General features: G+C 45.4%; 18 protein-coding genes. 15 read left to right on the top strand and 3 right to left on the bottom strand.

Going from position 1 to position 22,702, the window contains the following annotated elements:
- Positions 1-2 precede the first annotated feature (2 nt).
- The 4 genes from ACFI6J_RS03850 to speA all read left to right on the top strand — a co-directional run bounded on the left by ACFI6J_RS03850 (position 3) and on the right by speA (position 4,361).
- Positions 3-284, top strand: coding sequence for an NAD(P) transhydrogenase subunit alpha part 2 (locus ACFI6J_RS03850; RefSeq protein ID WP_014951245.1), 282 nt, complete (start codon positions 3-5; stop codon positions 282-284).
- Between the two features lie 11 nt (positions 285-295).
- Positions 296-1,684, top strand: a complete 1,389-nt coding sequence (locus ACFI6J_RS03845; RefSeq protein WP_014951244.1) for an NAD(P)(+) transhydrogenase (Re/Si-specific) subunit beta — start codon at positions 296-298, stop codon at positions 1,682-1,684.
- 185 nt (positions 1,685-1,869) lie between these two features.
- Positions 1,870-2,292, top strand: coding sequence for an arginine decarboxylase (locus tag ACFI6J_RS03840; protein ID WP_156087190.1), 423 nt, complete (start codon positions 1,870-1,872; stop codon positions 2,290-2,292).
- A gap of 158 nt (positions 2,293-2,450) precedes the next feature.
- Complete coding sequence (gene speA, locus ACFI6J_RS03835; protein ID WP_462585720.1) at positions 2,451-4,361, top strand: biosynthetic arginine decarboxylase; 1,911 nt, start codon at positions 2,451-2,453, stop codon at positions 4,359-4,361.
- Positions 4,362-4,404: 43 nt separating this feature from the next.
- Here speA and ACFI6J_RS03830 read toward each other — a convergent pair whose 3' ends face one another.
- Complete coding sequence (locus ACFI6J_RS03830; RefSeq protein WP_039229068.1) at positions 4,405-5,553, bottom strand: serine hydrolase domain-containing protein; 1,149 nt, start codon at positions 5,551-5,553, stop codon at positions 4,405-4,407.
- Between the two features lie 299 nt (positions 5,554-5,852).
- Here ACFI6J_RS03830 and ACFI6J_RS03825 point away from each other — a divergent pair, with 299 nt between their 5' ends.
- From ACFI6J_RS03825 to ACFI6J_RS03815, 3 genes are read left to right on the top strand one after another with little or no spacing between them, the layout of a single operon-like run.
- A complete protein-coding gene (locus tag ACFI6J_RS03825) occupies positions 5,853-7,295 on the top strand; it encodes a DNA-3-methyladenine glycosylase 2 family protein (protein ID WP_462585718.1) in 1,443 nt (480 codons plus the stop codon).
- A 14-nt stretch (positions 7,296-7,309) separates the two neighbouring features.
- Complete coding sequence (locus tag ACFI6J_RS03820; RefSeq protein ID WP_462585716.1) at positions 7,310-7,858, top strand: methylated-DNA--[protein]-cysteine S-methyltransferase; 549 nt, start codon at positions 7,310-7,312, stop codon at positions 7,856-7,858.
- A 33-nt stretch (positions 7,859-7,891) separates the two neighbouring features.
- Positions 7,892-8,776 carry a DMT family transporter gene (locus ACFI6J_RS03815; RefSeq protein ID WP_014951239.1) on the top strand — a complete coding sequence of 295 codons (885 nt, stop codon included), beginning with the start codon at positions 7,892-7,894 and terminating at the stop codon, positions 8,774-8,776.
- 17 nt (positions 8,777-8,793) lie between these two features.
- On the opposite strand, the gene ACFI6J_RS03810 is transcribed toward ACFI6J_RS03815, so the two are convergent.
- Positions 8,794-10,215 carry a sensor domain-containing diguanylate cyclase gene (locus ACFI6J_RS03810; RefSeq protein ID WP_014977725.1) on the bottom strand — a complete coding sequence of 474 codons (1,422 nt, stop codon included), beginning with the start codon at positions 10,213-10,215 and terminating at the stop codon, positions 8,794-8,796.
- Positions 10,216-10,452: 237 nt separating this feature from the next.
- On the opposite strand from ACFI6J_RS03810, the gene glmU reads away from it, so the two are divergent.
- The 8 genes from glmU to ACFI6J_RS03770 all read left to right on the top strand — a co-directional run bounded on the left by glmU (position 10,453) and on the right by ACFI6J_RS03770 (position 21,530).
- Positions 10,453-11,811: a bifunctional UDP-N-acetylglucosamine diphosphorylase/glucosamine-1-phosphate N-acetyltransferase GlmU gene (gene glmU / locus ACFI6J_RS03805; RefSeq protein WP_462585714.1), complete on the top strand. Its 1,359-nt coding sequence runs from the start codon at positions 10,453-10,455 to the stop codon at positions 11,809-11,811.
- Between the two features lie 290 nt (positions 11,812-12,101).
- Complete coding sequence (locus tag ACFI6J_RS03800; RefSeq protein WP_462585712.1) at positions 12,102-13,142, top strand: Gfo/Idh/MocA family oxidoreductase; 1,041 nt, start codon at positions 12,102-12,104, stop codon at positions 13,140-13,142.
- Between the two features lie 206 nt (positions 13,143-13,348).
- The gene (locus tag ACFI6J_RS03795; protein WP_462585710.1) at positions 13,349-14,161 is read left to right on the top strand and encodes a DeoR/GlpR family DNA-binding transcription regulator; all 813 of its coding nucleotides are present in this window, start codon (positions 13,349-13,351) and stop codon (positions 14,159-14,161) included.
- A 2-nt stretch (positions 14,162-14,163) separates the two neighbouring features.
- Positions 14,164-15,996 (top strand): glutamine--fructose-6-phosphate transaminase (isomerizing), encoded by a 1,833-nt coding sequence (glmS, locus tag ACFI6J_RS03790; RefSeq protein ID WP_014951234.1) that lies wholly within the window; start codon positions 14,164-14,166, stop codon positions 15,994-15,996.
- 274 nt (positions 15,997-16,270) lie between these two features.
- On the top strand, positions 16,271-17,257 hold the full coding sequence (locus tag ACFI6J_RS03785; RefSeq protein WP_156078991.1) for an LLM class flavin-dependent oxidoreductase: 987 nt from the start codon (positions 16,271-16,273) through the stop codon (positions 17,255-17,257).
- Between the two features lie 124 nt (positions 17,258-17,381).
- Positions 17,382-18,404 carry an ABC transporter substrate-binding protein gene (locus tag ACFI6J_RS03780; RefSeq protein WP_156078990.1) on the top strand — a complete coding sequence of 341 codons (1,023 nt, stop codon included), beginning with the start codon at positions 17,382-17,384 and terminating at the stop codon, positions 18,402-18,404.
- A gap of 19 nt (positions 18,405-18,423) precedes the next feature.
- Positions 18,424-20,349 (top strand): ATP-binding protein, encoded by a 1,926-nt coding sequence (locus tag ACFI6J_RS03775; RefSeq protein ID WP_156078989.1) that lies wholly within the window; start codon positions 18,424-18,426, stop codon positions 20,347-20,349.
- 104 nt (positions 20,350-20,453) lie between these two features.
- Positions 20,454-21,530, top strand: coding sequence for a GGDEF domain-containing protein (locus tag ACFI6J_RS03770; RefSeq protein WP_156078988.1), 1,077 nt, complete (start codon positions 20,454-20,456; stop codon positions 21,528-21,530).
- A gap of 26 nt (positions 21,531-21,556) precedes the next feature.
- Here ACFI6J_RS03770 and ACFI6J_RS03765 read toward each other — a convergent pair whose 3' ends face one another.
- On the bottom strand, positions 21,557-22,555 hold the full coding sequence (locus ACFI6J_RS03765) for an NADP-dependent oxidoreductase (RefSeq protein WP_061096130.1): 999 nt from the start codon (positions 22,553-22,555) through the stop codon (positions 21,557-21,559).
- Positions 22,556-22,702: the final 147 nt, after the last annotated feature.

Genomic DNA, 22,702 nt, shown 5'->3' with positions numbered 1-22,702 from the left:
TCATGGAAATCATTTACCTACTTTTCATCGTGCTACTGGCTGCTTTTTTGGGTTTTGAGTTAATTCGAAAAGTCCCAGCAACTTTACATACACCCTTAATGTCAGGCTCTAACGCGATATCGGGTATTACGTTAGTGGGAGCATTGGTAGCCTCGGGTAGCGACAACAATTTGCTAACGACCATTCTTGGTACCGCAGCGGTGGCGCTGGCCAGCATCAACGTGGTGGGTGGTTATCTCGTTACTGATCGCATGCTTGGCATGTTCAAGAAAAAAGATAAATAAGGAGTACGCAAGTGAGTGATATCGTAACCGTAATAAACCTTGCGTACGTAGTAGCTGCGGCACTATTTATACTAGGACTTAAGTTACTTAGCCATCCAGATACCGCGAAAAAAGGTAACTTTATTTCTGCCATTGGTATGCTGGTTGCTGTCGTCGTCACCCTGCTTGACCAGCAGATTATTAGCTATCACTACATCCTGCTAGGTTTTGTTATTGGTGGCGCCTTTGGTGCGTGGAAAGCTAAGACCGTTGAAATGACGGCAATGCCAGAAATGGTGTCGTTATTTAATGGCTTTGGTGGCGCAGCGTCATTGCTTCTGGGTTGGGCAACATTAGCCGGAATGAGCCTAATTACTCTTAAAACTGAAAGTGCGTTCACTTTTATTACCCTGTTTTTCACAATTTTAGTTGGGGGCATTACGTTCTCTGGCTCGGTGGTAGCCTGGGGTAAGTTGTCAGGAAAAATGAGCTCTAAAGCCGTTATTTTCACAGGGCTTCGCGAGCTAAGCATCTTGCATCTAATTGGCATGGTGGTGATAGGTTATTTCTTTACTACCGACCCAAGCAACCCACTTTGGATTTACTGTGCTATTGCGTTGTCACTAAGCTTCGGCTTGTGGGCTACCATTTCAATTGGTGGTGCAGATATGCCGGTGGTTATTGCGCTTTTAAATAGCTACTCAGGTGTAGCAGCGTCGGCGGCAGGTCTTGCTACAGGTAACACAATATTGATTGTTACCGGTCTACTAGTAGGCGCTTCAGGCTTAATTCTTACCAATATTATGTGTAAGGCCATGAACCGCTCGCTGATGAATGTGCTGTTATCTGGCTTTGCCAAGCCAGTAGAAGCCGGCGAGAAAATAGAAGGCGAGATTAAAGTACTGTCGGCGCAAGATGCATTTTATGTATTAGAAGCAGCGCAAGCAGTACTGGTGGTGCCTGGTTATGGTATGGCGGTTGCGCAAGCGCAGCATGCGGTACGTGAACTTCAGTCGTTGCTAGAGGAAAATGGCTGTACGGTTGATTACGCCATTCACGCTGTAGCGGGGCGTATGCCGGGCCATATGAACGTGTTATTGGCAGAAGCTGACGTGCCTTATGACCAACTATACGAGATGGATGACGTTAACCCTCGTATGGAAAACTATGACGTAGTTATTGTTATCGGTGCAAACGATGTAGTTAACCCAGCAGCCAAAGAGATGAAAGGCAGCCCTATTTACGGAATGCCAGTTATCGAAGCACATCGTGCGAAAACGGTCTTCGTACTTAAGCGTTCTGCGAATGCCGGTTTTGCCGGTGTAGACAACCCGCTGTTTTTCAAGGACAACACGCGCATGGTTCTGGGTGACGCTAAAGACACCATTAACAGCATTATTCGCGAGTTCGGAGACGACTAATACAGCGCATCTCTTTGATACATCTTCTATAAAGGCCTGTTTAAACACAGGCCTTTTTATTGGGTATTAAACTTAATTATAAAGTACTCAACTATAGTTGTAGTTGATGCTTATCAGCTCTAGTATGTGAATGGTATAGATGTTGAGTTAGCTATTCATATAGTCGCATAGAGATGTACGAGTAAATGTCTACGACCCCTTTTCATATTGAGCCGTTTAGAAATTGTATTTTGGTCACGCTTCGCGGTAAGTGGGATATGTCCACGAACATTCAGTACCTTGCTAAGCTTTCTGATTGCTTGAAAACCCGTAAAGGCCGACCCTTTCACTTATTTGTAGACATGCGTAGTTGGCAAATCCCCAATTCTGATACCTTCAATCAAATAAAAGCGCCCATTAAGTTAGATAGGCGAAGTCAGCTCAGCGAGACATGGCTGGAAGATGAAGCAACAGATGCTGATCATATTGCAGAGAAGTTTTTTAGCGCGCCATCAATTAAACTGGGATTTGAACTTGAACGTACTCAAAGCATCTCAGAGTTTATAACCCTTTGTGAAGAAAAAGCAGATAACGTCGTTTTAGATTATGTTCGAACTTGGATAGGCTAAAAAAGCCCGCGTTCGATAAACAAAATTCGTCGCGACAATAGATATTTTATATCGCAACAACTATCGCGTTCAGTCTTACGTTGACTATAATACGCTGCTTATTTTCGCACTTTCTATGCTAGGTATTGGCCTAGCCCACTTACAAATAGGTGAATAAATTGTCAGATTGGAGCATCGAAGAAGCGGAGCGCGTCTACGGCGTGTCTCAATGGGGTGGCGGCTATTTTCAAATTGGTGAAAACGGCAACGTCCATATTACCCCTGTTCCTGAAGATCCTAGCATTCGAATCGACTTTAATTCGGTAATTGAAGATATCCGTAAAGAAGGCGTACAGTTTCCTGTTGTTGTGCGCTTCCACGATATTCTGCGCTCGCAAGTTGCAGGCTTGAACAAAGCATTTAGAAGCTCCATCGAAGAAGCCGAATACCAAGGCCAGTACCAAGGTGTGTATCCGGTAAAAGTAAACCAAATGCGCGAAGTCGTTGAGGAAATTGTCGATGCGGGCAAGCCATTTAACTATGGCTTAGAAGCGGGGTCAAAAGCCGAGCTTCTGACTGTGCTTGCCATGAATACCAATGAAGAGTCGCTGACAATCCTTAATGGTTATAAAGACGACGAAGTTATGCGTCTTGCGCTGTTAGGCAGAAAGCTGGGTCGCCGCGTTGTGGTAGTAGTTGAAAAATACACCGAGCTTCTTCTTCTGGTAAAAATAGCCAAAGAGCTGGATATCGATCCTATCATTGGTGTGCGCTCAAAAATGACGGTGAAAGGTCGTGGTAAGTGGGAAAGCTCTGGTGGTGAACGTGCGAAATTCGGTTTAACCATTACTGAGATCATTAACGCAGCCCGCTACCTTGAAGAGCAAGGCATGGGGCACTGCTTAAAGCTACTCCATTTCCATATTGGTAGCCAATTAACCGACATTCGTGCGGTTAAAGAAGCGGTAACCGAAGGCGCGCGTATTTACGCAGACCTTCACAAAATGGGCTTCGAGCTAGATTATGTTGATGTAGGTGGTGGCCTTGGTATCGATTACGACGGCAGTAATTCAACTAATGAATCGTCGCGTAACTACAGCATGCAAGAGTATGTTGCTGACGTTGTCTATGGCATGAAGGAAATGTGCGACCTTGAAGGCGTACCGCATCCGCATCTGGTTAGTGAAAGTGGACGTGCAATCACTGCGCATCACAGCTGTGTTATCACGGAAATTGTGGGCGAAATTAAGTCGAATGCGTCGCAAATGGATACATCAGCAAAAGCGGGTGAACACTTCTTCCTTAAGAATATGCGCGAACTTGCAGACACGTTTGATGAACAAACGAACATGCATGAAATTTACAACGATGCGTCGCAGTATAAAGAGCAAGCGCTAGATGCATTTAAATTACGCGTGTTGTCACTTGAAGAGCTGGGCAAAATCGAAACGCTGTACTGGCAAATTATGGGTCGCTTACAGCAGTGGTATCGCAACGAAGAATATGTTCCAGAAGAGCTTCAAGAGCTAGATTACAGTTTGTCGTCTCAGTACCTTTGTAACTTCTCTGTATTCCAGTCGGCTGCTGATACATGGGCCATCGACCAGCTGCTGCCGGTAGTGCCTCTTATTCGTATGAATGAAGAGCCAACGGTCAATTGCTCGCTAGTGGATATTACCTGTGATAGCGACGGTAAAATTGATCAGTTCACTATTGGCCGTGAAATTACTGACGTACTGCCAATGCACCCACTTAAGAAAGATGAGCCGTACTACATTGGTTTGTTCTTAACGGGCGCTTATCAAGACGTTATGGGCGACATGCACAACTTGTTTGGTCGCTTAAATGAAGTGCATATTTACAGCTATGACGACGATCCTGAAGACTTTTACATTGAAGAAGTGGTGAAGGGGTCATCGGTAGAAGATGTACTTAACGTTATGCAGTATAACCCGCGCGCAATGGCATCAGACGTAAAACGCATGATAGACAAGCAAGTGTGGGACGGAAAATTGAACCCTCGTGAAGGGGTTCGCTGGACTGATTTTTACGAAAACTGTTTGGCAGGTTATACCTATCTAAAACAGTAGTGTTTAATATCTGAATGAAAGTACCTAAAAGACGATGCCGATATTACTTATCTGCGTCGGCTTTTTTCAAGTAACGCTTCCAAAACTCGGCTGTCGTTGAATTAATCATATTCGACTCTGCGTTCATCAGCATCACATAGCCAACTTTGTGTTCAGGCAAAAACGCCACGTCAGCGCGATAGCCTTTTACCCAACCCCCATGATAGTTAAGCTGTAATCCATTTAAGTCGTAAATACGCCAACCCAAACCATAGTGAGCATCGTCAATCATGCCGCGCCAACCTCTGCGGTAGGTTTCACGCTTCGTTTTCACGCGCTCTGTAGTGACATAGTCCACCATTTCATCGGATATGACCGTGGGGAACTCGCCTAGCAGCGCTTGCAGATAAATCGTCATATCTGAAATGCTAGCGTTAACGCCAGCAGCTGGAGAGAACCGGTAGTAGTTGCTTTCTACCTTTCCTTCGCGCCATTTATTTCTGGCGATAGCAATATGAGGTTGAGCCCATGATTCTGATGCAAGCAATCCGCCTTTTCCAACACTGGCTGTTTTCATACCTAGTGGTGCAAACAGGTTGGCCTGAAGCTGTCGTGAGTAAGAGGTATTATTGTTGCTGAAGTAGTATTCCAGCGCACCAAAGAGTGCATTTTGATAGGTATAGCATTCACCCGGCGCACACAGTGGTTCAAGCTCGCCCAGGGATTTAAGCACGCGCTCCAGCGAGTAGTCAGCTTCAATAAGGTTGTCGTAAGCGTTGGGCATAAAGCCACTAGATTGGCCAACGATATGTTGCAGTTGCAGCGCATTCATTCCTTTGCCTTTAAAAGGAATGTCGGGTAATAAGGTGGTTATCGGTGTTTCCCAACTAAGCTGGTTTTTTTCTACAAGTTTAGCTGACAACAACGCAGTAAAGGTTTTTGAAACAGAAGCTAGCCTGAATACTGTGTTCTCTGTAACTTTCTCTCCGCCGCGTTTGCGGGTACTTCCATATACGTAAACCCTTGGCGCTTTGCCCTGTTCATAAAACACAAACGCATAACCAGGCACGTTGTATTTTGAGGCTTCCTTTTGAACGTAACTAGCATAGTCATCAAGCCAATCCGCAAAAGCGCTTTGTGTAATGACCATTAGCATCGCTATCAGCCAAATTTTAGACAGGCGCAGCTTGAAGGTGCGCAAAGAGTTCAGCATACAGTCAGCTCGTTAAGCCTGTGGTTTTCTGATACATCCATCAGGCGCTCATTATTATTATCGCATTATTATGCGTTTAGCTGCTCCAATGATCAAATGTCGCTAATTATGCTCACTATCTCTTCAATGATTTGATTTATTCTAGCGGTAAGCGAACCGTTGTAAGAATATGCAAGAAAGGAAGAAAAGTTCGACTAGCAAGATTTGTAATTATTGAGTTCTGATTTTGTCGCACCAACAGGGCCAATGCACGATACACTAGATAAAGGTGATAAACGACAGGTGGGAAGCGCATTCTAATGCCAGACAATCTTTTTGTCTCAGACATGGGGGCTTCAGAAAACTCAACAACTGCTGAGTCAGTGCTTTCAAAAGCAAGACTTAGCAGAGATCCGCGCTTTGACGGACGATTTTTTGTGGCGGTAAAAACAACCGGTATTTTTTGTAGGCCAATCTGTCCAGCGCGACTTCCTAAAGAAGAGAATGTGACTTACTTTCAACACGCCACACAGGCAATGGCACATGGTTATCGTCCATGTTTTCGCTGCAGACCAGACAGTGCACCTCGTTCAGCGGCGTGGAAAGGCGTGGGCGCAACGATTAACCGAGCGTTGTCGCTGCTATCTGTTATTCCCATTGAGCGGGTTGCGGATATTGCTATGCGGTTGGGTATTAGTGAGCGTTACCTTAATAAGTTGGTCGTCAATGCTGTGGGCATACCGCCTAAGCAGTTTCAAAATATGCAGCGCACTTTGTTTGCAAAGCAGCTTATTCAACAAACTCATTTATCTATGACAGATATCGCAATTACGGCAGGCTATCAATCACTGAGACAACTGCAGCGGGCCATAGAGCAATATTGCGCTACGTCTCCTACCCAGCTTAGAAAAAAAGAGCCGGTTCAACAAAAGGCTATCTCTTTATTTCTTTCATATCGGCCGCCGTACAATTGGCCCTATGTACGAGATTTCTTGGCAACCCGCGCTATTGAAGGGATGGAACGAGTAACGAACGAGAGCTATGAACGATACTTTTCATGCAATGAAAGTTTAGGCTTTTTTAAAGCCATTCACGACGAGGTGCGCCACGGATTCAAACTTCTCATCGACATGCCTGATTTAGGTCGTCTTCATACGATAATTGAAAACATAAAGCAGGTACTAGATCTTCACGCTGACCCGCTTTTAATTGAACAAAGCCTATTGCAGTCTGGGTTACCGCCGAGCAAGTTAACGCATGGGCTACGCCTTCCCAGTGCATGGAGCGTATTTGAAAGTGGTTGTCGGGCTATTGTAGGCCAGCAAGTTAGTGTAAAAGCGGCTATTGGCCAGGTGACTTTACTGGTACATCAGCTGGGCGAAACGGTCTCTGATGCACTCCCGTCAAACGGTCTTGAATCTACAACGAGTGAACGCTACAGCTTTCCCTCGCCTGAAAGTGTGGCCGAAAACAGTCTTGAATTCTTACGTATGCCACAGGCGAGGAAGGAAGCCGTGCGTCATTTTGCTCGTTTATTCATAAACGGTAACATGCCAAGCCATGAAGACATACTCGCCATTAAAGGCGTGGGCCCGTGGACGCTCGACTATTTAAAAATGCGGGGGGAGAGAAACCCTGATATTTACCTTGGCGGTGATTTAATCGTTCGTAAAATGGCGCAGCAGTACCCCATAGCGCCTGAAAAAGCGGCACCTTGGCGCAGTTATTTAACCCTTCAATTGTGGCAGTTAAGCAATCAGTAAAGAGAGTCGTTAGTATGAAATATACAGATTTCGTGAACAGCATACAGGGGCTTGTTAAAATTGAAGCCACTGATAAAGGCATAACGGCTATCGAGTTCGTGAGTGCCGCTGAATCAGATAATACGGCCAACGCGAAGCAGGGGGTTATAGGCAGAGAAACTGCAGCGCAAGAAAGCATGCTAAGCAACGGCTTTCATTCGCAAAAAAACGCCATCACCGAAGCAGCGTGCAGTCAATTACAGGCATACTTTGACGGCACGTTACGCGAGTTTGACCTACCGCTTTGCCCTAAAGGTACGGCGTTTCAGAATCAGGTGTGGGATGCCTTGCAGCACGTTAAATACGGCGAAACCGCTAGCTATTTAGATATCGCAAAAGCCATTGGCAACCCAAAAGCTGTCCGCGCCGTGGGTATGGCAAATGGTCGTAACCCTATTGCTATTGTTGTGCCTTGCCATCGTATAATCGGAAGTAATAAAACCCTAACGGGCTATGCAGGTGGTTTACCGCGTAAGCAGTATTTACTTAATTTAGAAGGAGCCCAAGGGGTGCTGGGGCTATAAAAGAATGGGTGATAAGAAAATGGTGATAAAAGAATGGCAATAAGAGACATTATCTCGCTGCTGGTGTTAGCCGGTATCTGGGGCGGTTCATTTATTTTCATGCGTGTTGCCGCACCAGAATTTGGCATTTATGTATTAGTAGCCATTCGTACCGTGCTTGCTACAGCGGTATTGCTACCATTGCTGTTAATACGAGGGTCGGTAAAAGACATAAAGCGCCACTGGTTGGCTATTGCGCTGGTGGGCATGGCTAACACGGCGGTGCCTTTCGTCCTGTTTAATTACAGCAGCCTGCATTTAGAGGCAGGCGTTAATGCCATTTTAAATGCCACGGCTCCCATGTTTGGCGCCATTGTCGCTTGGCTGTGGTTAGGTGACAAACTAACAAAGTCAGCAGTAGCGGGGCTTTTTGTAGGCTTTGTAGGCGTGACCGTTATTAGTCAGCAAAAGCTCGGCGAGGGCGATATTAGTTTTCTTCCTATTTTGACTGCATTGTTGGCCACCACTGGCTACGGCATAGCGGCGTGTATGATGAAGAAATGGTTGCAGGGGGTTAAACCTCTGGTTGTCGCTACAGGTAGTCAGGCTATGGCCAGCGTGATGCTAGCACCATTCGCGCTTGCGACCTTGCCAGAAACAATGCCAAGCGTTAATGCATGGGTAAATGCGGTAGCGCTGGCTGTCGGTGGCACGGGCATAGCGTATATCTTGTATTTCAAACTCATAGCTGACATCGGCCCAGCCAAAGCCATTACTGTAGCCTACTTGGTACCACTATTTGGCATTATTTGGGGTGTACTGTTCTTGCAAGAGCACTTATCAATTCAAACCATTGTGGGTGGTTTAATGATTTTGTTCGGTGTGGCGTTAACCACAGGCGTTCTCAAAAGAAAACGCCTTAAGGTTAAACCTGCTTAAATTGAAACAAACCTGGGCTAGTCTATTAGCTGCATTCTTACTAAGTTGCTGCCGTCGCGCTTGGCTTGATAAAGCGCGTCTTCCGCGTGCGCGGTAACTTCGTGCATAGCACGTGGTGACGCAGTGTAAGATATACCAATAGACGCTGTAATAAGCAGTTCTGGTAACTCTTGTAGCGGCGGCAAGGTAGCGATGCCGTGACGAAGATTTTGTGCCATATCAAAAGCCACATGCGGGCCGGTATGTGGCAATAGAATAATGAATTCTGCACTGCTCCAGCGTCCCAGTACATCTTGCTCGCGCAAGTGCTCAGCCAAATACGCCACAACTTTATCCAATAAGTCGTCGCCTGCGTTTCTGCCGTGAGCGTCAACAATGTCAGAAAACTCATCAATGCTAATCAGCATTACGCTTAGTGACTTATGTTCAGCCAGTAGCGTTTTGTAGATAAGCTGTAAATTCTCTTTTTCTGGAAGACGGTTAGTATGGCGAACAACCAGATCTGGCTGCATGTCTTTTCTGAAGTAATACAACAGATTGTAGATAAGCAAAAACAGCGAGAATACAACAACCAGTAGTGTTACAACGCTGAATATAAATGCTTGTGAAATTTCAGCCTGGCGTTCTTCAAGTGGACTGAGTAAAAACACCGTCCAACCAAATTGATTAAGTTTTACTTCGGCAATAAGGTAATCATTCTGGTCGATAGTCACTAATTTATTGTTGAGTGCCTGCTCGTTCTGGATAGTAAGGGGAAGGCTGGCATACCAAGGCAATTCTGACAAATTGGTAAAATCAGAGTAAGACGCAATAAGATTAGGATCAGAAGACAGCATAATGTCACCCTCACCATCTACAAACAAAAAGTCGTAGCCGTACTCTTGCTTATAGGTATCGAAGACCTCGATAAAACTGCGCAGACTCTTTCCAACACCAAAGAAGCCCAAGAAGCGGCCATCTTCATCGTGGATCTTTATATCAATATAGAAATGGGTGTCTTCCCATTTACCGATATCTGCCACGGCATCGGTAGGGTAGTCCTTGTACTTGAAATACCAGCTTACTTCCCCTTCAATCAGGTTAATTATGCTGCCATCAGAATTATATTGTTTTCTGTCTGCCTCGCTGGCAATAAAGAAAGACAACCCAAACTCATTTTCAAGACGATCCAATGTTTTGAAAACAGCCTCTTGGTCAATCGTTTCTCCATCCATCAAGTCTACTAACTCGGTAGAATGCCCCAAAGCTTCTGAAATATGGAGTGGTTTTAAAAGTTGCTCCACAATAAGTGAGATTGCGGGCGAAAGTGACTGTTGTTGCGCGCGACTCTGCTCGGCAACAATCTTGGAAATACTAAAATGTACCAGTGTAACGATAGCGATAACCACTACCGCGAATAACACTAAAATGCTTCTATGCAGTGTTCTAAATGTGTTCACAGACTGCGCATGCTCCCTTGCCTGACTGAACTTTACCTATAATGGTAAGTATACCTGTTGCAATATTGAACTACTAGGTGACTATCATTAACTTTAGACTAAATAACAATGAAGGAAAACACCTAGTTTTCGCACTCTGCAAATAGCTTTTTATCACGAATGAACCGCTGACATATGCTATTTCCTTGGTTACACTATGCTCCGATTTTCATTCTCTTTGCGAAATAAAGGAATTATATGGCTTTCTCAGTGGTTGTTTTAGCGGCGGGTAAAGGTACTCGTATGAAATCGTCGTTACCTAAGGTGTTACACAAAGTAGGTGGTGTGCCTATGGTGCAGCGAATTATCAACACAGTAAAATCACTGGGTGCTGACAATATTCATTTGGTCTACGGTCATGGCGGCGACCAACTAAAGGCAACGGTTGTTGAAGACAATCTAAACTGGTGCTTACAGGCAGAACAGTTAGGTACAGGCCACGCTGTTCAGCAAGCGGCACCTCATATTAAAGACAATGAAGACGTGCTTGTTCTGGTTGGCGACGCGCCACTTATTCGCGAAGAGACACTAAGTGCGTTAAAAGCTGCGAAGGAGAGCTGTGATTTAGCACTGCTCACTGTAAATTTAGACGACCCCACAGGCATGGGCCGCATTATTCGTGAGAATGACAACATTACCGCGATAGTTGAGCACAAAGACGCCACTGATGCCCAGCGTGAAATTAAAGAAATTAACACCGGTATGATGATGATGTCTGGCGTTGATCTTAAGCGCTGGTTGGGCGAGTTAAGCAATGATAACGCGCAAGGTGAGTATTACCTTACCGACGTTATTGCCATGGCAGCGGCCGAAGGCAAGCGAATTCAGTCAGCACAGCCACAGTCTGCGGTAGAAGTGGAAGGCGTTAATAATCGTTTGCAGTTAGCTAACCTGGAGCGCGCGCTTCAGCGTCGCCAAGCCGAGGAGCTAATGACCAATGGCGTGACCTTGCTGGATCCTACTCGTTTTGACTTACGCGGCCAGCTTGAAACCGGTAACGACGTAATTATCGACGTTAACGTTATTGTTGAAGGTAAGGTGACACTTGGTAGCAACGTCAACATTGGTGCAAACTGTATTCTGCGCAACTGTACTATTGCCGATAACGCTGTAATTGAAGCTAATTCTATTGTTGAAGAAGCCAGTGTAGGTGAAGCCTGTACGGTCGGGCCTTTCGCTCGACTACGCCCTGGTGCAGTAATGCAGAAAAATGCCAAAGTGGGTAACTTCGTGGAAATGAAGAAGGCTATTTTAGGCGAGGGCGCCAAAGCGAATCACTTAACCTACCTAGGCGATGCAGAAGTGGGTGCCAAAGCGAACATTGGCGCAGGCACAATTACCTGTAACTACGACGGTGTGAACAAGTCCAAAACCGTCATCGGCGACAATGCCTTTATCGGCTCAAACTCGTCGCTTGTCGCGCCTGTAAGCATTGGCAAAGGGGCTACCGTAGGTGCTGGTTCCGTGATCACGTCAACCGTAGACGAAGACGCGCTAGCCGTTGCCCGCGGTAAGCAGCGCAATATTCCAAATTGGCCGCGCCCGACAAAAAAATAAAGACGTATCCTTATTAAAGTTCGCTAACGGGTTACATGGTGAGATAGGGCTGGCAAACACAAATAGTGATTAGCTAGCCCAGTTTCTTCTTCAGTCCCATCAAACTATCGTCCAGTCAGAAAGATGACAAAATCAGAGGGCTTAAATTAACGTCTACTGTGTCGCTGTAAACGCAACTCATTCAGCTATCTGTCTTCTAAATAATGAACTATCTAAGGTTTCCCCCTATCTATCATTACTGATAGTGTGTGTTTACTTACCTCTTAATTCTCGTTACACAAGGATATGCGATGATATCTACACTTCTGGTTGGCTTTGGGTTTTCCGCCACAACCTTTCATTTGCCATTTCTAAATTATCTACCGCAGTTCTCTGTCGATGTGGTTATCTCTTCAAAACCTGATGTGGTTAACGCAGTTTTACCCCATGCTGAAGTGTATGGCTCGTTGGAAGAAGCGCTTAAAATTCACGATGTAGATTTGGTGGTTATTACAACCCCAAATCACCTTCATGGGCCACAGGCGCAACTGGCATTAGAGCACAGCTGTCACGTATTGGTAGAAAAGCCATTTACATTAGATAGTGAAGAAGCAGAAGCTTTAGTAGAGCTTGCACATTCTCAAAATAAACAGCTTTGTGTTTATCACAACAGACGTTTTGATGGCGATTTTCTTACGATTAAGCAGCTAATTAACGATGAAAAACTTGGCGACATTAAACGTTTGGAAAGCCGCTTCGATCGATTTCGCCCAGTACCACGAGACAGGTGGCGTGAAAATGCAGGGCCAGGAAGCGGTATCTTCTGGGATTTAGGTCCCCACTTAATCGACCAAGCGCTACAGCTTTTCGGCGAGCCGGAAGAAGTGTCGGCAAACATACAGGCCTTGCGTGAAAATGGACAGTCAGATGACACGTTCGATGTAACACTTCACTATGTTGATAAAGTTGTAAAGCTAGGTAGTTCAGCTTTTCAGGCCAGCGCGACATTGCGCTACGACTTGCAAGGCACAAAAGGCAGCTTTCGAAAGTTCTATTTAGATCCGCAAGAAGATCAATTGCGTGCAGAGCTATCCTTTGATGATGAACACTGGGCGATTACAAAAGATAACGAGCATGGCGTGCAGGCTGTGGTCAATGAAAGCGGCCAGCTAGTTGAAGAGCCGGTGACAACATTGAAGAGTGAATATCTCACCTTTTTCAATCGCCTTGCTCACGCTATTGAAGATGGTAAATTCTCGCCGGCTGACGCGAGTACGGTAGTACCTGTTATCAAAGTCATTGAGCTAGCCATAAAAGCGAGTGCTCAAAAGAAATCGCTGGCGTTTAATTAAACAATTACCTTGATCGTCGTTTCAATTTAACTTACGATACTTTCACTTTAAAACTAATAACTTTCGTTTTGAAAGTTATAGTTGAAACAGTTGAATGTGGAAGGTGTGTTTGCGGACTGTTTTGCAGACTTTTCATGGCTTGTTCTCAATTGGAACAACGCGTACAGAAAGGTTTAGCGAGAAGGCGGCAAGAGCATGAGGTTATATTGAAAAGTAGTAAATCGGTTGAACAGCGCCGCCAGCAGATAGTGGCGTGGGTGAAAGAGCATGGTCAATCTCAAGTTGAAGATTTGGCCGTGCGTTTTGCTACGTCTGAAGTCACCATTAGAAAAGATCTCGCAGCCCTTTCGCAGCAAGGTTTACTGATTCGACAGTTTGGTGGCGCAGTGCCTGTACCATCATCTACCAACTCAAATGCTGGGCCATCTCAGTTTATTACCAGTGACCCTTTCGCGAATCCAACTACTAGCCCAGCAATTAACGCTATAGGCCAACTTGCAGCGAGCTTGGTCAAACCGGGCAATAAGCTCGTTATAGACTGCGGGTCTACCACCGCATCCATCTTACCCCATTTATCACATGCCGATGATTTAGTGGTAATGACCAACACATTATCAACCGCCAATTACCTTACCCAAAGTGAAAAAGAGCCGACGGTGTTAATGGTAGGGGGCACATGGGATGCCCAATCTCAGTCGTTTCAAGGCGCTATGGCTGAACAGTTGGTTAGTGCCTATAGTTTTGACATTGCGTTTATTGGTGCCGCGGGCATAGATGTCAACAGAGGCACCACCACCTTTAACGAGCTTATTGGTGTAACCCGCGCCATGGCTGTGGCGGCTAGTAAGGTGGTTATAGTAGCCAGCTCAAAGAAATTAACGCATAAAATGCCTAACCTAGAGCTAAGCTGGAAAAACATTTCTGTTTTGATCACTGATGAAGGCATTTGTGAACAAGACAAACTTAATATTGAAAATCAGGGCGTGACAGTACTTATTGCAGCGCCGAGTGGAGAATAATTATGTGTGGAATAGTTGGCGCTGTAGCTGAGCGTAACGTGGTTGAAATCCTATTAGAAGGTTTAAAAAGACTGGAGTATCGCGGCTATGATTCAGCTGGCGTAGCGCTATTGCAAGGCGACGGCACGCTTACGCGTATTCGCCGTACAGGCAAAGTACAAGAGCTTGCTGATGCGGTGGCAGAAGGTGAAGCTTTGGGTACAACTGGAATTGCTCATACCCGTTGGGCAACGCACGGTGGTGTGACTGAAGCGAATGCGCACCCACACTTTTCAACTGAACGTGTAGCTGTTGTTCACAATGGTATTATTGAAAACTACGTTAACTTAAAAGCACAGTTAAAAGAGCAGGGCTATACCTTTACCAGCGACACCGACACAGAAACTATTGCTCACACCGTACACGAAGAGCTTAAGTCAGGTAAGACTTTACTAGACGCTGTGCAAAGTGCCGTTAAAACCTTCCACGGTGCGTATGGCACCGTCATCATGGATAAAGAAGATCCTAGTCGCGTAGTGGTTGCACGTTCGGGCAGCCCGCTTGTAATTGGTTTGGGGCTTGGCGAAAACTTCATTGCGTCAGATCAAATGGCATTATTGCCAGTGACACGCCGCTTTATCTTTTTAGAAGAAGGCGATGTGGCAGAGATTACTCGTCGCGACGTTAAAATCTTCGATAAAGACGGCAATGCCGTTGAACGCGAAGTGATTGAGTCGAATATCGAGCACGACGCGGGTGACAAAGCGGGTTACCGCCACTACATGCTTAAGGAAATTCACGAGCAGCCAACCGTTGTGCGTAATGCGCTTAAAGATCGTATTGACGAAAACGGACTTACTGCTGACATATTTGGTAAAGGTGCTGACGAGATATTCAAAAAAGTACAGCATGTACAAATTATTGCCTGTGGTACCAGCTACCATGCGGGTATGACGGCGCGCTATTGGCTAGAACAATATGCAAATGTGTCGTGCAACGTAGAAATTGCATCAGAATTCCGTTACCGCAAGTCAGTAGTGCACCCAAACAGCCTGCTTATTACTATCTCTCAATCAGGTGAGACAGCCGATACGTTAGCTGCCCTTCGCTTAGCAAAAGAGCTGGGCTATATGTCTAGTTTGACTATCTGTAACGTTCAGGGTTCGTCATTAGTACGCGAGTCAGACCTTGCATTTATGACCCGCGCTGGCGCGGAAATTGGCGTTGCGTCTACCAAAGCTTTCACTACTCAGCTCACTGCGTTCTTAATGCTTACCCTAGCACTGGGCAAAGAAAACGGCATGACAGACGCTGACAGCAAAGCTATTGTCTCTGCGCTTCATAGTCTACCTGCAAAGCTTGAAGAGACCTTAGCGATAACTGGTGGCATTGAAGATTTAGCTGAAGAATTTGCAGATAAGAACCACAGCTTGTTCCTAGGTCGTGGCGATCAATACCCTATTGCCATGGAAGGAGCGCTTAAGCTTAAAGAGATTTCTTATATTCATGCGGAAGCGTATGCGTCTGGTGAATTGAAACACGGCCCACTTGCGCTTATTGATGACGAAATGCCCGTTATTGTGGTTGCACCGAACAACGAACTCCTCGAGAAGCTAAAGTCGAACGTTGAAGAAGTACGTGCCCGTGGCGGCATCATGTACGTATTTGCGGATAAGGATGCGGCGTTTGAAGGTGATGAAACCATGCGCGTTATCAACGTACCGCACTGCGATGAACCAATCGCACCTATCATTTATACCTTGCCACTACAGCTATTGAGCTACTACGTAGCGCTAATTAAGGGCACCGACGTTGACCAGCCGCGTAACTTGGCGAAGTCGGTTACGGTGGAATAAAGCACACTGCTGAAGCACTTATTCGTGCTCACAAACAAAGCCTGCGGCTGACAAAAGCGCAGGCTTTTTTGTTTTCAATAGGCGATTATTGGCTGCTAATTAAGTGGCTTTCCTGCAAGCCCATGACTCACTATTATTTCACTTCTCTTTCCACCACTCTCACTTTATCGATAAACCTTCTCCATCCGTCTTACTTTGTCAGGTAAGGCAGTTGTAAAACGAGGAGTAAGGTCATACCTATAAGTCATACCAAGTTTCAACATTGCGAGGCAACATGGCTATCCCATACTCACTGCTAGATTTAGCGCCAATATCTGAAGGGTTTGGCGTAAAAGACGCGTTAAACAATTCAAAGTTAATGGCTGTGGAAGCTGAGCGCTGCGGCTATGAACGTGTGTGGTTAGCCGAGCATCACGGCATGCATGGTGTTGCCAGTTCTGCCACCTCAGTAGTGTTAACGCACATTGCTAACGCCACCGCTACCATTAAAGTTGGTGCGGGCGGTATTATGCTGCCTAACCATGCACCTTTGGTCATTGCTGAACAGTTTGGCACCTTGGCTGAATTATTTCCCAATCGCATAGAGCTTGGACTTGGCCGTGCACCAGGCACTGATATGGCAACCGCACGCGCGCTTCGTCGTAATTTGCAAAGCGATGTGGACAGTTACCCAGAAGATATTCAAGAACTTCAGCACTACTTGGGTACACCGCAAGACGGGCAGCCGATTGTTGCAGTACCTGGGGCAAATACACATGTCCCCCTGTGGTTGCTTGGCTCTAGCTTATACAGTGCCCAAGTGGCGGCAAAAATGGGGCTGCCATATTCGTTCGCCTCGCATTTTGCGCCCGATGCGCTATTCGATGCGCTTCATGTGTACCGCAATATGTTTAAACCGTCGCCTCAGTTATCAGCGCCGAAAGCGATGGCTGGTGTAATGGTGGTGATTGCTGAAACCGATGAAGAGGCTGAACTCCTATTCACGTCAGTGAAGCAGCAATTTATGAACATGCGACGCGGTCTTAATAGGCCTTTCGCTAAGCCTATGCCTAACTTTGAAGAATATTGTACGGCGACTGACGAAGCAATGTTATCGAATGTATTGAGGTATGCGTTGGTAGGGTCGAAAGAAACGGTGCAAAACAAGCTAGCTCAGTTTGTTGAAGCGACGGGGGTTGATGAAATTATCGTGTCGATGCCGATTTACGATATAGAAGCGCGCTTGTTTAGCGTTAACGCATTTGCGGAAATCGCATCTTAGTTTTTAGACAGCTATTCCCAGTATTGAATATTTGGTTATAACTTCCACTATGAATGACCTTCGAATAACTTTATGATACGTCTATATGTGCGTATTTTCAGTTAGTTGTGTTAGGTTCACAGTCATGACAAAGGTCTGGTTTTCCCTTCTTTTAGCTTTATCATCTTTGATGTGGGGCGCTAGTGCTGCTTTTGCGAAAGAAACCCTGGACCTAATTGTTCTTGAAACACTGCCTGTTCCCATTGTCGCTGATTCGCGGGCCGAGTTCGAAAAGGAACTTGCGCGGATTATGCCCGATCACGAGATTAACGTAACATCGTATAACGCCGAAGGCTCTGAAGTTCGTGCTAAGGAGATACTTACCGAGCTTGCACAAAACCCAGCGCCTGACCTTATTGTATCGGTGGCGACCCTTGCCACCAGAGCGCTGAATGCGTCTGAAGAGTTTGTTGATGTACCTAAGCTGTTTATGGCGGTCTCAGCACCGGTTGAAGAAGGAATAGTTTCTGCTATTGGTGCGGTTAGTGAACGCAACATGACGGGCGAGTCACACGTGCTAGACGCAAAGGTAAAGCTAGATATGTTAGAGGGCGTGCTCAGAGCGTCTAAGCCCTCATCGCTTTTTACCATCGGTCTAGTCCATTCTACATACCCATCGTCAAGCAACTTGGTTAATCAACTTCTGGCACTGAATGATGACTACGAGAACATAAATCTTGTTGCTGTTAGTACACCGTATATAGAAGGCGATGATGGACTGGTTGAAATGACTGACAGCATCATCAACAGCTTGCAGCAAAAAACAAACGAGCTGGATGGTTACTGGCTTTCATCTGGGCCGCTCGCGGAATCGAATGGCTTAGTAACAAAGGTAAAAGAAGCTACGGGACTGCTTCCTTTATTTGCAGAAAGCATTTCCTCTGTGAAAGAAGGTGCGCTTCTTGGCGTAGTATCTGAGCCAGCGAGTATTGGCAAATCAGCTGCAAGAAAAGCCAAGCTAATTCTTGAGAAAAAATCGGCGAGGGACATTCCCGTTGATAAAATGGATACGTACACTGTAGCGGTAAATGTGTCTACAGCAATCAAACTGCAGTTACCCATTCCTTCAAATTACTTGAAGCTGTCGAAAAAACATGTGTATCAATAAGGCCTAATTAGAAGTAAGTATGCGGATTAAATCGAAACTGCTGGTTATCTACATTCCAATTTTATTAATTGGTATGGCACTTACAGGGTATTGGGCTTATTTGACGGCGTACGATTCAGTACGCGAAAGAGAATATCAGCTCCTCACTCAGACGCTTACATTAAACGTTTTAGAGATCATTGACGAAAGACGTGAACTGCTTATTGAGTCGGGCCTAGAGAATGTGCCTGTGTTTCGCGAGGCCTATCAAAAGGAAGTGTTTGAAGAGCTAAAGTCGTTGCAGCAAGCCACCGACCGCCACTTTGCGATCAGTGACAAGAGTGCCGATACTGTGGTGTTTAGTACGATGGAGCACACTGTGGTTCCTAATGTCGAAGATGCGACAATCGCAACCATTGCCAGTCGTAAGGTCGCCTTTGGTGAGTCGAATATTAACGATGCTGACGTGTTATTTGCGTGTGCGGAATTTGCGCCATGGAATTGGAAAGTTACCGTATTACAGCCTGCTGACGCACTGCAATCTTTCCTATCTACTATTGCGTGGCTAACGTCATTAGTGACGCTATTTGCTGTCGTTATTGTCAGTTTGCTTATGGGAAGAGTCACACAGGTGTTTGTTGTTTCTCCTATCGAAAAAATAAAATCAGCAGCAAGTCGCATTGCGGTTGACCATAAGAAGGTCAGTATAGACTTACAGCAAAACGACGAGTTAGGTAGTTTAGCGCGAGACGTTGAGGCAATGTCTGGTGAAATAGAGCAATACGTTGCTCAAGCTCAGCAAGCAAACCGCGCAAAAACGGATTTTCTTGCAGTAATGAGTCATGAAATTCGCACCCCACTGAACGGTATTCAGGGATTAGCAACGCTACTTCTTGATACGCAACTGTCGGATAAACAGCATCAGTATGCCAGCGATTTGAAATCATCGGCGTCTATTCTAGCGACCGTTATCAACGATGTTCTGGATCTCTCAAAAATTGAATCAGGTATGTCAGAAGTTGACGTTACAGAGTTCGATCTTGACGCAATGCTGAATGATCTTATTACGCTACTGGGTACCAATGCTAGCGCCAATAGTACGCGTTTGGTTTACAAAAGTAAGAACATGGAATCGGTGGCAGTAACCAGTGATATTACGAAGTTACGCCAGATAATCATTAACTTGGTGAGTAACGCAATTAAGTTTACTCATAAGGGCACGGTGACTATTTCCGCCAAACTCAAACAGCCTTCACAGGATACCGTGAGCGAGAACCATTTGGTAATTGCGGTTAAAGATACCGGTATTGGTATTGAGCCAGACAGACTCGAGCATATTTTTGATAAGTTTACGCAGTCCGATTCATCAATTACGCGTAAATACGGTGGCACTGGGCTAGGTCTTGCTATTGCAAAGCAGCTTGCACAAATATTAGGTGGTGATATTAAGGTGGTGAGCAAAGTCGGTGAAGGTTCATGTTTCACCGTTACCGCCAAGGTGCAGAGTCGTCGCGTGGTGGAGTCGTCGGCCGATTCGGATTCCGTGCGACAAGCAGAGCGCGCTAGCTTACCAGAAGGTATTAAAGTTCTGTTGGCTGAAGATAATGCCATTAATGCTGTGGTAGCACAGGCACTCTTAGAACAGCTGAAATGTGATGTTGAGCACGTTGATAATGGACTGAAAGCCGCTGCACGAGTAGAAGAGGGCGGTATTGATGTTGTTTTCATGGATGTGCACATGCCAGTGATGGACGGCATTGAAGCGACAAAACGCATTCGAAAGCTTGATGGAGAGCTTAGCAAAACCCCAGTTATAGGACTTACCGCCGAAGCATTCAAAGAGCGGCACGTGTCATTTAAAGAAGCAGGGATGGACGACATCGTTACCAAACCTGTCACCGTTGAGGCACTGCAAGAAAGTTTGTCAAAACTGGCGCTTAATCAAGAAGTCACTGATAATAGTTAAAGTGATGCAGCCTCAGTAATTTGAAGTTGTAAGAGCCCGTGGGTGATTTCACCATGGGCTAATATATAAATGCTTTAACAGTAACTTATTGCTTAAGGTGGCGTGTGCAAATCAATAAACCCCGCGAGCTACTTCGGCTGAGAATTGCGCTGATCATTGGTGCTGTACTTGTGCTTGCCTTTATGGCTGCTGACTTGATGCTACTACCAAGCAGCATGTACGAGCTGTACATATTCGATCGCTTACTTCTTCAATTCCCTATTATACTCGTCGTTGTTGTACTCTCCTTCTGGCGCAGGTTCATTCAGCATCGAGCCTACATTTTCGCAGGGTTACTTATTGCGCTTTCTTACAGCAACTACTGGTTAATATGGGTTTGCTGGGAAGAGCACAGCTTCATTTTCCCCTACGAGGGCACAATTTTATATGCTTTCTTCTGTGTGTTTGCGCTGGGTATTGCCTTTAAATTAGCGCTAGCAGCCAACGTCATCAACATTCTGGGTTTTTTGGGGTTAATGTGGGTTGCGCCGGTTTATGGTGACAGAGTTCCAATTTCAATGGCATTTGTATCTGGGTCTTTGTTTATTTGTGTCTATGCCCGTTATCGGTTAGATCGCAGCGTACGCATGTTAAAAGAAACCAATGACAGGCTACTTAAACTTAGCAAATTTGACCCCTTATCTGATTTATTGAATCGGCGTGCGTTACGAGAGCAGAGTGAAAAACTGTTGGCGTTGAGTAAGCGTCATAAAGTGTCGATGGCTGTGATGATGCTCGACTTAGATGATTTTAAAAAATATAACGACTGTTTTGGTCATCAGCAGGGTGATGAAGCCATAAAAATACAAGCCCGCATTATGAAGCAGGTCTTTAAGCGAGAGACAGACATATTAGGTCGGTACGGTGGCGAAGAGTTTATTGTTGTATTGAGCGACATTCAGAAAGAACAAGTTGAGAAGCACTGTGATGCACTCTTGAATAAGTGGACAGAAGTCGCATTAGAACATGCTCAAGATGCAAAGCATCCTTTAATGAGTTGTTCCATTGGTGTGGTGTTTGCCAAGTCGGCCGAGAACATGTCAATCGATTGCCTTATTGACGAAGCAGATAAAGCACTTTACGAAGCAAAAGAAAAAGGCAAAGCCCAGTTTGTATTAAATCAGGCGCAGTGCTTAGCCTAACACTGCGCTTTTTTTTCACGATTGGCTTACAGCTTCACAATCATCTTGCCGGTGTTCTTGCCTTCAAATAACATATTTAGGCCTTTCTCGGCGTTCTCTAAGCCTTCCACAGTGTGTGCACGGTACTTGATTTTACCTTGTTGAACATAAGGCGAAAGCTTTTGCAGTAGTTGTGGGATTTCACCCCAGTGATCAGGCATAGCAAAACCGCGAATGTTAATTCGCTTTTTAATCAGCGGGATCCAGTTCGGGCCCGGTGACGGCTTTTCAGACTGGTAATCGGCAATCATTCCACATACCACAATTCGGCCATGGGCATTCATTCTGTTAAAAATGTGCTGCTGAATAGGACCGCCCGTATTTTCAAAGAAGACGTCTATTTTATTTGGTGTTAGTTCGGCTAACTTTTCTTCTAAATTGTCGGTTTTGTAGTTTATAGCGCCATCAAACCCAAGCTCGTTAACAATCCAATCGGCTTTGTCTTCGCTTCCTACTACGCCAATTACACGCAGCCCGTCTGCTTTAGCAAGCTGACCTACAATTGAGCCTACAGAACCTGCTGCACCCGTAACAATAAGTGTCTCACCTTCTTTGGGCTGGCCAAAATTATATAAACCTGTTGTGGCCGTTAGGCCTGGTAGTGCAAAAACACAAAGGGCCATTTCCTCAGTAATGCCAGGCTGAAGTTTGTTAAAACCAGAACCGTCACTGAGCACATATTCACTCCAGCCAGTCATTCCCATAACTTTGTCGCCTACCGAAAAATTAGGGTTGTTAGACTCAACCACTTCGCCCACACCGCTTGAGCGCATTACATCGCCAAGCTCCACAGGTGGAATATAACTCTCTCTGTCTTCACTCATCCAACCTAACATCGCAGGGTCTAAAGACATGTGAGTTTGCTTTATCAAAATTTGACCGTCTTTAGGCGTGGGAATTTCGAGCTCTTTGCTTTCAAATAAATGTGGCCCAATTTTTCTGTCATGGGGGCGATTAACGAGTGTAATTGCTTTGTATGTTGACATGGTGTCCTCCTGTTACAAGCACAAATGGTCGACGTCTTATCGAATGTAAAAGCGCATCGCTAAACACGGTTACATCTGCGCTGTTTAAAATAGGGTGGGGGTTATAGACATAAACACAACCTATAACACAGCTTGTTTATAAATTTG

The organism is Alteromonas sp. G4i13 (genome assembly GCF_054960505.1).
Note: the sequence above shows the minus strand (reverse complement) of the source record. Positions and strands in the feature narration are given on the sequence as shown.

Bases quoted from the DNA above. Each gene is read 5' to 3' on its own strand.
- ACFI6J_RS03850 (WP_014951245.1), top strand. From the start codon at position 3: ATGGAAATCATTTACCTACTTTTCATCGTGCTACTGGCTGCTTTTTTG.
- ACFI6J_RS03840 (WP_156087190.1), top strand. From the start codon at position 1,870: ATGTCTACGACCCCTTTTCATATTGAGCCGTTTAGAAATTGTATTTTG.
- ACFI6J_RS03830 (WP_039229068.1), bottom strand. From the start codon at position 5,553: ATGCTGAACTCTTTGCGCACCTTCAAGCTGCGCCTGTCTAAAATTTGG.
- ACFI6J_RS03825 (WP_462585718.1), top strand. From the start codon at position 5,853: ATGCCAGACAATCTTTTTGTCTCAGACATGGGGGCTTCAGAAAACTCA.
- ACFI6J_RS03820 (WP_462585716.1), top strand. From the start codon at position 7,310: ATGAAATATACAGATTTCGTGAACAGCATACAGGGGCTTGTTAAAATT.
- ACFI6J_RS03815 (WP_014951239.1), top strand. From the start codon at position 7,892: ATGGCAATAAGAGACATTATCTCGCTGCTGGTGTTAGCCGGTATCTGG.
- glmU (WP_462585714.1), top strand. From the start codon at position 10,453: ATGGCTTTCTCAGTGGTTGTTTTAGCGGCGGGTAAAGGTACTCGTATG.
- ACFI6J_RS03800 (WP_462585712.1), top strand. From the start codon at position 12,102: ATGATATCTACACTTCTGGTTGGCTTTGGGTTTTCCGCCACAACCTTT.
- glmS (WP_014951234.1), top strand. From the start codon at position 14,164: ATGTGTGGAATAGTTGGCGCTGTAGCTGAGCGTAACGTGGTTGAAATC.
- ACFI6J_RS03785 (WP_156078991.1), top strand. From the start codon at position 16,271: ATGGCTATCCCATACTCACTGCTAGATTTAGCGCCAATATCTGAAGGG.
- ACFI6J_RS03780 (WP_156078990.1), top strand. From the start codon at position 17,382: ATGACAAAGGTCTGGTTTTCCCTTCTTTTAGCTTTATCATCTTTGATG.
- ACFI6J_RS03775 (WP_156078989.1), top strand. From the start codon at position 18,424: ATGCGGATTAAATCGAAACTGCTGGTTATCTACATTCCAATTTTATTA.
- ACFI6J_RS03765 (WP_061096130.1), bottom strand. From the start codon at position 22,555: ATGTCAACATACAAAGCAATTACACTCGTTAATCGCCCCCATGACAGA.